Raw genomic sequence first — 13,854 nt, 5'->3', positions numbered from 1 at the left:
CGCAGTGGACGGCGGGCGAGGACCGCGTCCACCTCCGGCGTCAACGCCGCCGCCAGCCGGGTCATCACCGGCAGCGTGTCGTCCTGGAGCGCCGCCGCCGCGGCCAGCACGGTGTCCCGCTCCGGCCCTTCGGGCACTCTGGCCGCCGCCCGGGTGTGCAGAGCGGCCCCCTCCTCCAGCACAAGACCCGCGTCGATGCCGGCCGGGACCTTGACGGACGCGACGCGGCGCCAGGTGGTGACCGGATCCGCCCAGGCCTCCACGTGGTACGTCCAGCGGCCGACCGCACCCGGAGTGACCTCGGCGCCCCAGCGGTCGGTGCCGGGGGCCAGTTCGCGCATCGGCGTCCACGGGCCGGCCCGGCCCTCCGGATCCGTCAGCACCACGTTCGCTGCCACCGCGTCGTGACCCTCACGGAACACGGTGGCGGTGACAGGGAACGTCTCTCCCGCGACCGCCTTGGCCGCTCGCCTGCCGCCGTCGACGGCCGGACGGACGTCCCGCACCGGGATGCGGCCGATCGCCGGGGCCGTCCAGAAGGCGGGGCCAAAGGCCGTACTTGAGGCGGGACTCGAGGCCTGGCTCTGGGTCGAACTCATGGGTGTCACCTCCACCGTGCTCGAGGCCGGGCTCGCGCCCGGCCGGGGATCGGATCGTGCCGGGCGGGGGGGCCTACCGCCCGGCGCGGGAACGCTTCTGGGCCGCCTTCGGCGGGCCCCGGCGGGGGACGGCGCTCCGGTGCGGCCGGCCGCTCTGCTCCCGCAGGTAGGTGACGAGGCTGGTGCACAGATAACGCTCGGCGGCGTCCGCGGCCTCCCGGGCGCAGCGCTTCCCCATCAGCACGCACAGGGTGTAACCGGAATCCTCGAAAGTGGACCGCACCCGGTTGTCGTCCGGTGACGCGAGCATCGCGCGTTCCCACGCCCGGTAGCGGCGCAAGTGACGGGCGACTTCGGCTTTGGCGGGTAGCAGCATGGCGCCATTCACCTTTCGGATGCGCTCGATGGGCTCGTTCCCCCGACAGCCGGGGCGGCGACCGCGCACGCGTGGGCAGCGGTCCCGTTGACGGCGCTCGAGACTTCACTCATGGTGCACGTTCAACGACACAGCGTCCTGTTGGAACTTCAACAAGCCCGCTGACCTGCTCGTGTTGCACGGATGGCGTAGCGCGCGCACTGTTGATCCTACTCAGAGGCAACATTCGCTCACGCTTCGTGTTCGGAGCTCCTCTCGCGGCATGGGGAGAGGAGCGCGGGCCTCGCCGGTGAGGAGCCAACGACGATGAAGACCGCAGTGCCCTGTTACTACCACCTCGACGTGGAAGTCAGCCCGGAGCGGGTCGGGCAGGTGAGGCGCATCCTGGCCGCGCACCTGCGTTTCTGGGACCTGGAGGACCTCGTCGAACCCGTGTGCGGGGGCGCCGAGATGCTGCTGAAGGCCATTGACGAGCACGCCACCGACAAGCACACCTCGATCGAGATGTGGTGGACCGGCCAGCACCTGATCACCGCCGTCGCGGAGAACAACCACGATCTGCGCCCCGACCAGGACCTGCGAAGCTGCCTGGCCCGAATCGCGGCGACCAGCGACGGCTGGGGCTGCTGCGCCGCCGCGACGGGCAGCAAGGTCATCTGGTTCTCGCAGCGGGCCCGCGCCGGGGTGCGTGTCCCGCTGGTCCCGACGGCTCCGGCCCCGACCCTGCGCGAGGGGCTGAGGACACCGCGCGAGCTGCCGGTCGCGGCCCTGGCCTCTCCGCTCAGCGGGCCGCGGGCCGTGCTGGAAGCGGCCCCATGACGGGCCGAAAGCGCCGGATAGGGGTACCCGTGTGGAGCGGGTACCCCTATCCGCTGGGGGCGGTGTACGACGGGAAGGGCACCAACTTCGCGCTGTTCAGCGAGGTGGCCGAGCGAGTCGACCTCGTCCTGGTGGACGACGCCGGCACCCATCGCGGGGTGCCCCTGACCGAGGCCGACGGCTTCGTGTGGCACGGCTATCTGCCCGGCGTCGGGCCGGGGCAGCGCTACGGATACCGGGTGCACGGGCCCTGGCACCCGTCCGCAGGCCACCGCTGCAACCCGAGGAAACTGCTCCTCGACCCCTATGCCAGGGCGGTGGACGGGCAGATCGACAACCATCCCTCGCTGTACGAGCGTGCCGCGCACGGTCCTGACCCGGCCGACAGCGCCGGGCACACCATGCTGGGCGTGGTGACCGACGCGGACTTCGACTGGGGCGACGACCGTCCGCCGCGGCGGGCGTACTCCGACACCGTGATCTACGAGGCCCACGTACGCGGCCTGACCCGCACCCATCCCGCCGTGCCGCCCGAACTGCGCGGCACCTACGCGGGGTTGGCGCACCCGGCGGTGATCGAGCACCTGACCGCGCTGGGCGTGACCGCGGTCGAGCTGATGCCGGTCCACCAGTTCGTGCACGACGGCGTGCTCCAGGGCCGGGGCCTTTCCAACTACTGGGGCTACAACACCATCGGCTTCTTCGCCCCGCACAACGGCTATGCCGCCGGCGGCACACGCGGACAGCAGGTCGCCGAGTTCAGGTCGATGGTCAAGGCGCTGCACACGGCCGGGCTCGAGGTGATCCTCGACGTCGTCTACAACCACACCGCCGAGGGCAACGAGAAGGGCCCGACACTGTCCTTCCGGGGAATCGACAACGCCTCGTACTACCGCCTGGTCGACGGCGACTGGGCGCATTACTACGACACCACGGGCACCGGCAACAGCCTGCTGATGCGCCACCCCTACGTACTGCAACTGATCATGGACTCGCTGCGGTACTGGGTCACCGAGATGCGTGTCGACGGCTTCCGTTTCGACCTCGCGGCCACGCTGGCCCGGCAGTTCCACGAGGTGGACCGGCTGTCGGCGTTCTTCGACCTGATCCAGCAGGACCCGGTGATCAGCCGGGTGAAGCTGATCGCGGAGCCGTGGGACGTCGGCGAGGGCGGCTACCAGGTGGGCAACTTCCCGCCGCTGTGGTCGGAGTGGAACGGCCTCTACCGTGACGCCGTACGGGACTTCTGGCGCGGCGAGGAACACACGCTCGGCGAGTTCGCCTCCCGGCTGACCGGCTCCGCCGACCTGTACGCCCACAACCGGCGCAGGCCGCGCGCCAGCGTCAACTTCGTGACCGCGCACGACGGGTTCACGCTGCGGGACCTGGTCTCCTACAACGACAAGCACAACGAGGCCAACGGCGAGGGCAACAGGGACGGCGAGAGCGCCAACCGGTCCTGGAACTGCGGGGCCGAGGGGGAGACCCGCGACCCGGCCGTCCTGGAACTGCGGGCCCGCCAGCAGCGCAACTTCCTTGCCACACTGCTGCTTTCGCAGGGCATCCCGATGCTGTGCCACGGCGACGAGCTGGGGCGCACCCAGGGCGGCAACAACAACGCCTACTGCCAGGACAGCGAGGTCTCCTGGATCGACTGGCGGCTGACCGACGGGCAGCGCGAACTCGCAGACTTCACGCGCTACTTGATTGCTCTGCGCGCCGCCCATCCCGTGCTGCGCCGGCGCCGCTTCTTCCAGGGGGAGACGGCGACCCGGTCCGACCAGCCGCTGCCCGACCTGGTGTGGCTGCTGCCGGACGGCCGCGAGATGGCGGAGGAGGACTGGCAGCGCTCCGACGCGCACTCCGTCGCGGTCTTCCTCAACGGCGACGCCATCGCCGAACCTGACCGGCAGGGCCGCCCCGTGGTGGACGACTCCTTCCTGCTGCTGCTCAACGGCTACTGGGAACCGGTCGACTTCCGCCTTCCCGGCCCCGCGTACGGCGACCGCTGGACCACCCTCCTGGACACGGCCGACCCCGCTGACCCCCCGGACGAATCCGAACACAAACCCACCACGACCGTCCGTACGGACCCCCGCAGCCTGATCCTCCTGACCCGGCCCCCGAAGAGGCCTCGCTGACGAGGGGCCCTTGGGCGATCATCGGCCGGCCGCCGTCGGCCACGTCGGGCGTTCAGGCCTCGCGGCGGGACGTCACCGTGAACTGCGCGCCGTCCCGGTCGCGGAGTACGGCCTCGTCGGGGCCCTCACGCAGGACGCTGCCGCCGTGGGCCTCCGCGGCGCGGGCGCAGGCGGCGACGTCGGCGACGCGGAAGTGGATCTGCCAGTGCGGGCGGATCGTGGGGTCGGGCGCCGCCTCCAGCGCGCCGGACTCGATGCGCGCCACGACCTCGCCGTGGCTGCGCAGCACCACCTCGTCGCGCTCGTAGCGGACCTCGCAGCAGCCGGGCCGCCGTGAGGCCCAGTCCAGCACCTCGCCGTAGAAGATGGCCGCGTCGAAGGCGTCGCGCGTGTGCAGCCGGATGAAGGCCGGCGCGGCCTTGCGCCAGGTCTCCCAGTCCGAGAAGAGGTCACCCTCCCAGATCCCGAAGGTCGCCCCGTCCCGGTCCGCCAGCAGCGCCGCCCGCCCCGGCGGGAAGGAGATCGGCCCGACCGCGGCCGTACCGCCGCGCTCCTGCACCCGTGCGACGGCCTGGTCCGCGCTGGGCACCGCGAAATACGGCGTCCAGGCGACCGCCATCTGCCACATGGCCGCCACCGCGCCGATCCCCGCGACCGGGGCGCCGTCCGCGAGAGCGATGCGGAAGTGGTCGCCGAGTCTTGCCGGCCGCCACTCCCAGCCCAGCACCGCCCGGTAGAACTCCTCCGTTGCCTGGAGATCGCGGCTGGTCAGGCTCACCCAGCAGGGAGCGCCGCACACCGAGTGCGTGGAAACGACGTCGGGGGAACTGCCGCAAGGTGTCCTGTCGTGGTTCATGGCCCGTCCTGGTCGAGTCAGACCGGTTTCCACCAGCCTGACACCAGTGTCCGACCGGCGCGCGGAAGACGCCTGCCGAGTACCCGCGGCGCGCCGCCGAAACGGCGCGGCACGTGACGGCCACCCCACGGGCGCCGCGGCGCCGCGCCGTTCACCCGGCTTCGGTGAGCAGTTCCTCACGCAGCTGGGCGAAACACCCGCTGAGCAGGCGCGAGACATGCATCTGCGAGATGCCCAGCTGCTGCGCGATCCGGCTCTGCGTCATGCCCCGGAAGAACCTGAGGTACAGGATGGTCCGCTCGCGTTCGGGCAGCGCCTCCAGGCAGGGCCTGACCGCCACCCGGTCCACGACCAGGTCGAACCGCGCGTCGGCCTCACCCAGCCCGTCGCCGAGCGCGTAGCCGTCCGTACCGGGGACCTCCGCCTCCAGGGACAGCGCGGCGAAGCAGTCCAGGGCCTCCATCCCGGTGTGCACGTCGCTCACGCTCAGCTGCGCGTACTCGGCGATCTCGGCCACGGTCGGCGTCCGGCCGGGCGTGGTCTGCGCCAGCTCCTTCGTGGCCCGCCGTACCCGGTTGCGCAGATCCTGGACCCGGCGCGGCACGTGCAGCGTCCACATGTGGTCGCGGAAGTGCCGCTTGATCTCCCCGGTGACCGTCGGCACGGCGTACGCCTCGAACGCGTAGCCGCGTGCCGGGTCGTAGTGGTCGACGGCCTTGACCAGACCCAGCGCGGCGACCTGGTACAGATCCTCCAGGGCCTCGCCGCGCCCGCGGAACCGCACGGCGATCCGCTCGGCCATGGGCAGCCACACCTGGACCAGCTCGTCCCTCAGCGCCTTGCGCTCGGCGCCCTCGGGCATACGGGAGAGCCGCTCGAACGCCTCGGCCGTGTCGGGGGCGTCGTCATGCGGATGGGTATTCGTTCTGCCGGTGGTACGCATGCGCTGCGCCTCCCTCAGCAGGTGCTGGATGGACGGACACCTTGGGAGGGGCGGGGCTCGGACCTACGGTAGTTGAACATCGGGGCCCGGCGCGCCGGCTCCCACGGACGTGCCTCCTGTCCGAAGCACTGGACTCGGGATTCCCGAAGTCGGCGATTTCGTATCTGTTCCGGGAATGCGGTGACATTATGCAACCGCACGAATCTCAATTGTTGTCCAGAGTCCGGGGAATCGCCACCGGAGGAAATGCGCGCATTTCCATGGCGGCGTGAATGCGGGTCCGGCCAGCGGTCCCGCGCCGTGCCGGTCCCGCCTCCGCGCTCAACCGCCGCCGTGTCCAGCGGCATCCTTGACCGGCCCTTGGGGTTTTACCTCTGCCACAGAGGTAATCTCGCAGACGTGACACCGGAGACCTTCCCCGAAGAGCTGGCCGACGCCCTCGTCGGCGTCCAGCGGCTGATCCGCCGCCGGCTGCGCGACGGGATGACCGTGCCCCGTCCGCGCGGCGCCGAGATCGAACTGCTGCGTCTGGTCGAGAGCCGCCCCGGCATAGGCGTCTCCGAGGCCGCCAAGGAGTTGCACCTGGCGGGCAACTCCGTCTCGACACTGGTCAACCAGCTCGTCCGCGACGGTCAGTTGATCCGTGAGACGGACCCCGCCGACCGGCGCGCCGCGCGCCTGCTGCTGACGGAGGCCGCCGGAGCCCGCCTGCGCGACTGGCGGGAACGCCGCGCCGCCCTCGTACGCCATCTGGTGGACCGGCTCGACGAGAAGGACCGCGACGCGCTGCGCGAGGCGATCCCCGCCCTGCGCAGACTGACCGAGAACCTGCGCGAGGAGGCCGACCGCCCATGAACCGGAACGCTGCCGCCGAGCCCGTCGCGGACGCGGACGCGGTCGCCTGCACCCGGCTCGCCTACGCCTTCGGCGACACCAACGCCGTCGACGGCGTGGACCTGTCCGTGCGTCCCGGCGAGGTGTTCGGGCTGCTCGGCCCCAACGGCGCCGGGAAGACCACGGCGATCCGCTGCATCACCACCCTCCTGCCGGTCCCCTCCGGCATGGTCCGCGTCTTCGGCCACGACGCCGCCGCCGAGCGCATGCCGGTGCGCCGCATGCTGGGCTACGTCCCGCAGCAGCTGTCCGCCGACGCCGCCCTCACCGGCCGGGAGAACGTGACCCTGTTCGCCCGCGTCTTCGACGTCCCGCGCCGCGAACGCGCCGACCGGGTCGCCCAGGCGCTGGGCGCGGTCGGTCTGGCCGACGCCGCCGACCGCCTGGCGAACACCTACTCCGGCGGCATGGTCCGCCGCCTCGAACTCGCCCAGGCCCTGGTCAGCTCACCCCGCCTGCTGATCCTCGACGAGCCGACGATCGGGCTCGACCCGATCGCCCGCACCGGGGTGTGGGAGCACATCGGCGCCGTCCGCGCCGCCACCGGCATGACGGTCCTGGTGACCACCCACTACATGGACGAGGCCGACATGTACTGCGACCGGGTCGCCCTGATGCACCGCGGCCGCATCCGGGCCCTCGGCACCCCGGCCGAGCTGCGCGAAGGGCTCGGTGAGCGCCGCCGTGCCCAGGGCGCCCCGGCCACGGATCCGCTGCCCACGCTGGAGGACGTCTTCCGCGACGTGGCCGGCAGCGGCCTCGACGACACCTCAGGAGACTTCCGCGATGTCCGAAGCACCCGCCGCACCGCGCACCGCGTCGGCTGACGCCGTCCGCGCCGACGACATCGGCCTGTTGCTGCGGCCGCCGCAACCCCGCGCCGGCTGGCGGCTGCTGCCCGCCCGGGTCGTCGCCATGTGCGCGGTGGAACTCCAGAAGCTCCGCCACGACCGCACCGAGCTCTACACGCGCGCGGTGCAGCCCGCCCTGTGGCTGCTGATCTTCGGTCAGACCTTCACCCGCATCCGGGCGATCCCCACGGGCGGCATCCCGTACATCGACTTCATGGCCCCTGGCATCATCGCCCAGTCCGCCATGTTCATCGCGATCTTCTACGGCATCCAGATCATCTGGGAGCGCGACGCGGGAGTCCTCAACAAGCTCCTGGTCACTCCGACCCCGCGCTCCGCCCTGGTCACCGGCAAGGCGTTCGCCGCCGGGGTGAAGGCGCTGATCCAGGCGATCGTCGTGATCGTCATCGCCGCCCTGCTCGGCGTGGGGCTGACCTGGAACCCGCTGCGGCTGCTCGGTGTCGCCGCGGCCGTCGTCCTCGGCTCGGCGTTCTTCGCCTGCCTGTCGATGACCATCGCCGGCATCGTGCTCAGCCGCGACCGGCTGATGGGCATCGGGCAGGCGATCACGATGCCGCTGTTCTTCGGCTCCAACGCCCTGTACCCGGTCGCCGTCATGCCCGGCTGGCTCCAGGCCGTCAGCAAGGTCAACCCGCTGAGCTACCAGGTCGACGCCCTGCGCGGGCTGCTGCTCGGCACTCCTGCGCACCTGGCCGCCGACTTCGCCGTCCTCGTGGTGGCCGCCGCGCTCGGCATCGCCGCGGCCTCCGCCCTGCTCGGCCGGCTGGCCCGCTGACGGCGCCCGGCGGACCGCCCACGGTGCCGCCCGTCGAAGTGATGTGCGGCACGCCCGGCGGACCACCCCGGCGGCCCGTCGGCGAATTCCCGCTGCCCACGGCTTGATCAGCGATCAAAGACGGTGAATTCCCCGGCCACGGCGCATTCCGCACATTTGACAGTGCGCTGAGCGCGCGGATAGGAAGCAGCTCTTGGAAGTCGAGAGGTGCAATGTGTACGAGCCGAACGTGGTCGGTGACTGGCAGGAGTACGAGGAGCATGCCGGTCTGCGAGTCCGCGTCCACCGACTGGAGCGGTCCGAGCCGCCGCGCGGGCGCGACGACGCCGCCGAGGGGCTGACGTACTTCCGCCTCCGCGTCACCGTGGAGAACCGCGGCACGCGGCGTTTCGGCGTCCACCTGGAGGACGGGCAGATCGACGTGCGGCTCGGCCCCGACGGCGAGGGCGCGTTCGTCGACTGGCGCAACTCGCAGTTCATCGAGGGCTACGACGTCTATCCGCTGCGCCGGGTCACCGCGGTGCTGTACGCGGCGGGGCCGGAGGCGGCCCTGTCCCAGATCGACGCGCAGATCCAGCTGCGAGTCGACGAGGAGTGGACCTCCCGCGCGCTGTGGACCGGCTGCGTGGACGGGCACGAGGAGTATGCCGGAACCGGCACGCACGCGGCCGCCGGGCAGGGCGGGCTGGCCCACCAGATCAGCAGCTTCCTGCGCGACCAGGCAGGACCGGGCACCGCGGGCTGACCCGCCGCCCTCGCCGTACCCTCGGAGATCTCCGCCGGGCCGCACTCCGCTGCCCCGCCGTATCCCCGGAGCCCCTTCGTCGTGCCCCGCCGGGTCCGCGCCGTACCGCGCCGGCCCCGCGTCCTCAGTGCGGGATCCCGTCGATGATCTCCCGGGCGCCCTGGCGGAGCAGGGCGACGGCGACCGACGTGCCGAGGGTGGCCGCGTCCAGCCGGCCCGCCCACTCGTGGGCGTTCAGCCGGATCTTGCCGTCGGGAGTGAACACACAGGCCCGCAGCGAGAGTTCCCCACCCCGGTCGACGTGCGCGTACCCGGCGATCGGGCTGTTGCAGTGCCCCTGGAGAACATGCAGGAACATGCGTTCCGCGGTGGCCGCGCGATGGGTGCCGGGGTCGCCGAGCGGCCCGACCGCCTCGATGAGTTCGCCGTCGCCCTCCCGGCACTGCAGGGCGAGGATGCCCGCGCCGATCGGCGGCATCATCGCTTCCGGGGACAGCACCTCGCTGATGACGTCCGCGCGCCCGATGCGCTCCAGGCCGGACGCGGCGAGCAGGAGCGCGTCCGCCTCGCCCGCGGCCAGCTTCTGCAGCCGCCGGTTGGCGTTGCCGCGGAAAGGCACGCACCGGAGGTGCGGGTGGGTCGCCGCGAGCTGGGCGACACGGCGCACCGCGGACGTGCCCACGCGGGTGCCGGCCGGAAGCCGGTCCAGGGTGAGCCCGCCCGGGTGGACGAGGGCGTCGCGGACGTCGTCCCGCTTCAGGAACGCGGCGAACGTCGTGCCGGCCGGCAGGGGCCGGTCGGCAGGCACGTCCTTCAGGCAGTGCACCGCGAGGTCCGCCTCGCCGGCCAGCAGCGCGGCGTCGACCTCCTTGGTGAAGGCGCCCTTGCCCTCGACCGCGGACAGATCGCCCAGCCACTTGTCGCCGGTGGTGCGCACCGGGACCACCTCGGTGCGCACACCGGGGTGCGCGGCGGCCAGTTCGGCGCGGACGCGGTCCACCTGCGCGAGCGCCATGGGGGAGTCACGGGAGACGATACGGATCAGCTCGGGGACGGACATGCGGGACACCCTAGACCTCGGTGCGGGCGGCTCCGTGCGGTTCAGGACATTCCGGAGTACGGAAGTTGACGTGCCGTCACATGTCCCGATCTTCGGGCGGGTCCACCACCGCGGCCTCCTCCGGTGTGAGGTCGGTGCGCAGCCGCAGCCAGGAGGGCTGGCGCAGCATCCCCGCCCGGGTGCGCACGCTGTAGCGGACCTCGCCGACCAGGCGCGGCAGCACCCAGTGCGCCCCGCGTGCCGCCGGTACGGGGTCGAAGGGGCACACATCGGTCGCCAGGGCCGCCAGCAGCGCGGCGAGCTCGGACCGCTCCGCCTCGCTCCAGCCGGTGCCCACACTGCCGACGTAGCGCAGCCGCCCGCCCGCGAACCGGCCCATCAGAACGGCGCCCGGCAGACCCGTCAGCCGCCCCTTGCCGGGCAGCCAGCCGCCCACCAGGACGTCCTCACTGCGCATGTTGCGGATCTTGATCCAGGCCCGGGAGCGCACCCCCGGCTCGTACACCGAGTCCAGCCGCTTGCAGACCAGGCCCTCAAGGCCGTGCTCGCGGGTGGCGGCCAGGGCCTCGGCGCCGTGGCCGACGACCGCCGAGGGCGTCGACCAGTAGGGACCCGTCAGGCCGAGGCCTTCCAACCGCTCACGGCGCCGTAGGTAGGGGAGGGCGAGCAGCGGGTGCGCGCCCAGGTTCATCACGTCGAACAGGACGAGGTGGACCGGGATCCGTGCGGCCCGGCGCGCGGCCCGGCCGGGGGCGTGCGCCAGCCCCATGCGCCCCTGGAGCAGCTGGAAGCTCGCCCGGCCCTGCTCGTCCAGCGCCAGCACCTCTCCGTCCAGGATCGCCGGTGTGGCGCCGAGCACCCGGCCGAGGGGCCGCAGTTCGGGGTAGGCGGCGGTGATGTCCTCGCCGGAACGCGCCCGCAGCAGAAGCCCGCCGTCACCGGGCAGATAGGCCACCACGCGCTGGCCGTCCTGCTTCGTCTCGTACGCCCACCGCGCGTCCTGGGCGGCCGGCGGGAGCGAACCGGGCGTGGCGAGCATGGGCGGGATCAGCGGCAGGGTCACGGCAGAGATGTCGACGAACCGGCCCGCCGCCACGCGCGCCGCCCGGCACTTTCCCCTGAAAGGGTCCCCGGCGGCAGCCTGTGGGCGGGCCCGCCGCAGACGGGGGAGGGGAGGCCCTGTCGCCGGGGACCAGAAACGCTGACACGATCGGCGCAGACCGTTACGACGACCATTTCGGAGCGCGGGGATGACGACGGACACGGGCACAGCGGGCGGGCGGCGGACCGGCGGGATCGAGGTCAGGCCCGTCGCCGGGTACATCGGGGCCGAGATCATCGGAGTGGATCTGGCCGGGGAGTTCGACGACACCGTGGCCGCGGAGATCCGCGAGGCGGTCCTCCGCTGGAAGGTGGTGTTCTTCCGCGGGCAGCGGCTGGACCACGCCTCCCACGTGGCCCTCGCCCGCCGCTTCGGTGAGCCGGTGGTCCTGCGGCGGCGCGGCGGCGCCTCACCGTCCGACGTGTCCGAGGTGGAGACCACCGCGGACCGGCTGGAGCTGGGCGGGCGGTTCGGCATGGACCACGACGAGTGGCTTCGGCGGCGCCGGCACACGCTGCTGCGCGGCTGGCACTGCGACCACGGCGCCCGCGTCGACCCGCCGGCCGCGACGATCCTGCGCGCCGAGACCGTACCGCCGTACGGCGGCGACACCACCTGGGCCAACCTGGCCGCCGCGTACGCCGGGCTGTCGGCGCCGGTGCGCGCCTTCGTCGACGGGCTGCGTGCCGAGCACCGGCTCGGGGTCGGCTACCAGCCGCGGCCCGGGGACGACGCGTACGTCCGGCATTTGATGGGCCATCAGATCGCCACCGTGCACCCGCTGGTACGCGTCCACCCCGAGACCGGTGAGCGGGTGCTGTTCGTCAACGGCTACTACGTCGAGCAGATCGAGGGACTCTCCCGGGCGGAGAGCGCGGCGATCCTGGAGATGCTGCTCGAGCAGGCGGTCCGGCCCGAGTACACGGTCCGGTTCCGCTGGGAGCCGGGCAGCGTGGCCTTCTGGGACAACCGGGCCACCATCCATCTTGCGCCAGGCGACAGCGCCCACCTCGGCCACCCACGGATCATGCACCGGGTGATGCTCGCCGGTGACGTACCGGTCGGAGTGGACGGCATACCGTCCGAGCCGGTCACCGGCAGCGAGCCGGGCCGCTGGTGACGCGGCCCGCCGGTGACCGGCCCGCGCGCGGCCGGCGCGGCTCCGGTCAGTTCAGGGGGATGACGACCTCGTCCTCGACGGGCGGGTCGATCTCCTGGGCCCGTCCGCCGGTCGCCGCGAAGCAGCGCAGCCGGACCGCCTCCCCGGTGACGTCGAGCCGCAGGAACGACTTGAAGAACGGCGGGCTGAACGTGGCCGAACCCGGCGAGAACAGCTGGGCGTAGAGCTTGCGCACCGGAAGGCGGAAGCGGGCCCGGCGCTCCGGGCGGCGCCCGGCACCGAGCAGGCTCGCCACCAGGCGGACGCGCCGGGTGACCCGTACGGGCTCGCCCCCGGCGCGGACGGACGGGACGCCGAGCCGTTCGGCGACGACGGCCATCGCCTCGGCCTCGCTGAGCGTGAGGAGGCGGCGCAGCCGCAGCCGGCGGGCGTACACCTTGCTGTAGAAGGCCAGGGAGTCGCCGCGCAGCGGATAGCAGCGGAAGCCGGACTCGGTGACGTTCGCCACCGAGACGCGCGGGATGGTGTGGGTGGCGTGCATGAACGCGCCCCCGCCGCCGGAGACGACGTACTGCAGGGTGCGGCCGTCCACGTCGACCGGGTAGCGCTGGTAGTTGTGGATGTCGCCGCCGATCGCGGCCACATAGCGGTGGGCCGGGTCGCGCACGATGTCGTCGACGGTGCCGCCGCCGTCGATGGGGCAGGGATGGTGCTCGCCGTCCACGTACAGCGGTGATCCGGTGAGGAGGATCTTCGGGCGGGGCCCCCGCGACACCTCCCGCAGCCAGGCGCCCTGTTCGGCGTCGATCGTGCCGAGCAGACCGGTGTCGATGCCGACGATCCGTAGCGGACCCGCGTCGATCGCCCAGTACGGGCCCGGCTGGTCGGCCTGTTGACCCGGGTGCGACCGCAACTTCCTTGCCTCGGTGAGGCTTTGCTCGTCCACCGGGCGCGGCCGGTGCCACAGCAGCGCACGCCACCAGGCGCGGCCCGGCGGCCGGGGTTCCGGCTCGGGCGGCAGCGGCGGTGCGTCGTCGCAGAAGACGCGCATGAATCCGCCGAGGTCCTCGTACCAGTCGTGGTTCCCCGGTATCGCGTAGATCGGGGCCGGATAGTCCTGGTACGGGCGGAAGAACTTGGTGCCGTAGTCGTCGGTGCTCCCGACCGGGTAGATCACGTCACTGGCGATCACGGCGAACGCCGTGCCCTGACCGGCCTTCAGCAGGCCGGGTACGACGGCGTACTGAGAGTCGTCGCCCGCGCCGGTGTCCCCGATGACCAGGAAGGAGAAGTCGTCGCCCTCCGGCCGTCGTATCACCTTGTCCGCCGGGGCGCCGGCCGCCGCACGCTGCGCCACCCACCGGGACCGGGTACGGCCGGTGGGGTCCCCGAACCAGGAGGCGACCACCCCGTTGCGGGCGGCCCACAGGACACGTGGGTCGAGCCAGGACAACTTCCGCACCCTGGCGGGCAGTAACTGCCGGTAGGAGCCGGGTTCGGCGCCCGTCCAGCCGGCGCCTTCGACGGTATCGCGTGAGGAGTCAGACACGCG

14 protein-coding genes are annotated in these 13,854 nt (G+C 72.4%); 7 read left to right on the top strand and 7 right to left on the bottom strand.

Going from position 1 to position 13,854, the window contains the following annotated elements; translation table 11 throughout:
• The coding region (locus CG719_RS30235; protein ID WP_159024982.1) for a maltotransferase domain-containing protein at positions 1 to 599 on the bottom strand (599 nt) is incomplete at its 3' end.
• Between the two features lie 73 nt (positions 600 to 672).
• Positions 673 to 975: a DUF5133 domain-containing protein gene (locus CG719_RS30230; RefSeq protein WP_100571888.1), complete on the bottom strand. Its 303-nt coding sequence runs from the start codon at positions 973 to 975 to the stop codon at positions 673 to 675.
• Positions 976 to 1,281: 306 nt separating this feature from the next.
• On the opposite strand from CG719_RS30230, the gene CG719_RS30225 reads away from it, so the two are divergent.
• Together CG719_RS30225 and glgX are read left to right on the top strand one after the other, a co-directional pair.
• The gene (locus CG719_RS30225; protein ID WP_100571887.1) at positions 1,282 to 1,794 is read left to right on the top strand and encodes a pep a2; all 513 of its coding nucleotides are present in this window, start codon (positions 1,282 to 1,284) and stop codon (positions 1,792 to 1,794) included.
• On the top strand, positions 1,791 to 3,935 hold the full coding sequence (gene glgX, locus CG719_RS30220; protein ID WP_100571886.1) for a glycogen debranching protein GlgX: 2,145 nt from the start codon (positions 1,791 to 1,793) through the stop codon (positions 3,933 to 3,935). Before CG719_RS30225 ends, glgX begins: the two co-directional genes overlap by 4 nt.
• A 52-nt stretch (positions 3,936 to 3,987) precedes the next feature.
• On the opposite strand, the gene CG719_RS30215 is transcribed toward glgX, so the two are convergent.
• Both CG719_RS30215 and CG719_RS30210 read right to left on the bottom strand, forming a co-directional pair.
• Positions 3,988 to 4,791 (bottom strand): VOC family protein, encoded by an 804-nt coding sequence (locus CG719_RS30215; protein ID WP_100571885.1) that lies wholly within the window; start codon positions 4,789 to 4,791, stop codon positions 3,988 to 3,990.
• 151 nt (positions 4,792 to 4,942) lie between these two features.
• Positions 4,943 to 5,734, bottom strand: a complete 792-nt coding sequence (locus CG719_RS30210) for a SigB/SigF/SigG family RNA polymerase sigma factor (RefSeq protein WP_100571884.1) — start codon at positions 5,732 to 5,734, stop codon at positions 4,943 to 4,945.
• 399 nt (positions 5,735 to 6,133) lie between these two features.
• Between CG719_RS30210 and CG719_RS30205 the strand changes: the two genes are divergently transcribed.
• From CG719_RS30205 to CG719_RS30190, 4 genes are all read left to right on the top strand, one after another.
• Positions 6,134 to 6,589 (top strand): MarR family winged helix-turn-helix transcriptional regulator, encoded by a 456-nt coding sequence (locus CG719_RS30205; protein ID WP_100571883.1) that lies wholly within the window; start codon positions 6,134 to 6,136, stop codon positions 6,587 to 6,589.
• A complete protein-coding gene (locus CG719_RS30200) occupies positions 6,586 to 7,455 on the top strand; it encodes an ATP-binding cassette domain-containing protein (protein WP_100571882.1) in 870 nt (289 codons plus the stop codon). The genes CG719_RS30205 and CG719_RS30200 overlap by 4 nt, the downstream gene beginning before the upstream one ends.
• Entirely contained in the window at positions 7,415 to 8,275 is an 861-nt protein-coding gene (locus CG719_RS30195; protein ID WP_100571881.1) for an ABC transporter permease, read from the top strand. The genes CG719_RS30200 and CG719_RS30195 overlap by 41 nt, the downstream gene beginning before the upstream one ends.
• 214 nt (positions 8,276 to 8,489) lie before the next feature.
• Entirely contained in the window at positions 8,490 to 9,020 is a 531-nt protein-coding gene (locus CG719_RS30190) for a hypothetical protein (protein WP_100571880.1), read from the top strand.
• A gap of 124 nt (positions 9,021 to 9,144) precedes the next feature.
• Here CG719_RS30190 and hemC read toward each other — a convergent pair whose 3' ends face one another.
• On the bottom strand, positions 9,145 to 10,080 hold the full coding sequence (gene hemC, locus CG719_RS30185) for a hydroxymethylbilane synthase (RefSeq protein WP_100571879.1): 936 nt from the start codon (positions 10,078 to 10,080) through the stop codon (positions 9,145 to 9,147).
• 76 nt (positions 10,081 to 10,156) lie between these two features.
• Entirely contained in the window at positions 10,157 to 11,143 is a 987-nt protein-coding gene (locus CG719_RS30180) for an ATP-dependent DNA ligase (RefSeq protein ID WP_234375825.1), read from the bottom strand.
• Positions 11,144 to 11,330: 187 nt separating this feature from the next.
• Here CG719_RS30180 and CG719_RS30175 point away from each other — a divergent pair, with 187 nt between their 5' ends.
• Positions 11,331 to 12,302, top strand: a complete 972-nt coding sequence (locus CG719_RS30175; protein WP_100571878.1) for a TauD/TfdA dioxygenase family protein — start codon at positions 11,331 to 11,333, stop codon at positions 12,300 to 12,302.
• 46 nt (positions 12,303 to 12,348) lie between these two features.
• Here CG719_RS30175 and CG719_RS30170 read toward each other — a convergent pair whose 3' ends face one another.
• The gene (locus CG719_RS30170; RefSeq protein ID WP_100571877.1) at positions 12,349 to 13,851 is read right to left on the bottom strand and encodes a metallophosphoesterase family protein; all 1,503 of its coding nucleotides are present in this window, start codon (positions 13,849 to 13,851) and stop codon (positions 12,349 to 12,351) included.
• Positions 13,852 to 13,854: the final 3 nt, after the last annotated feature.

This window comes from Streptomyces sp. CB01373 (genome assembly GCF_002803075.1).
Classification (GTDB): domain Bacteria; phylum Actinomycetota; class Actinomycetes; order Streptomycetales; family Streptomycetaceae; genus Streptomyces.
This window is presented reverse-complemented; position numbering and strand designations above follow the sequence as displayed.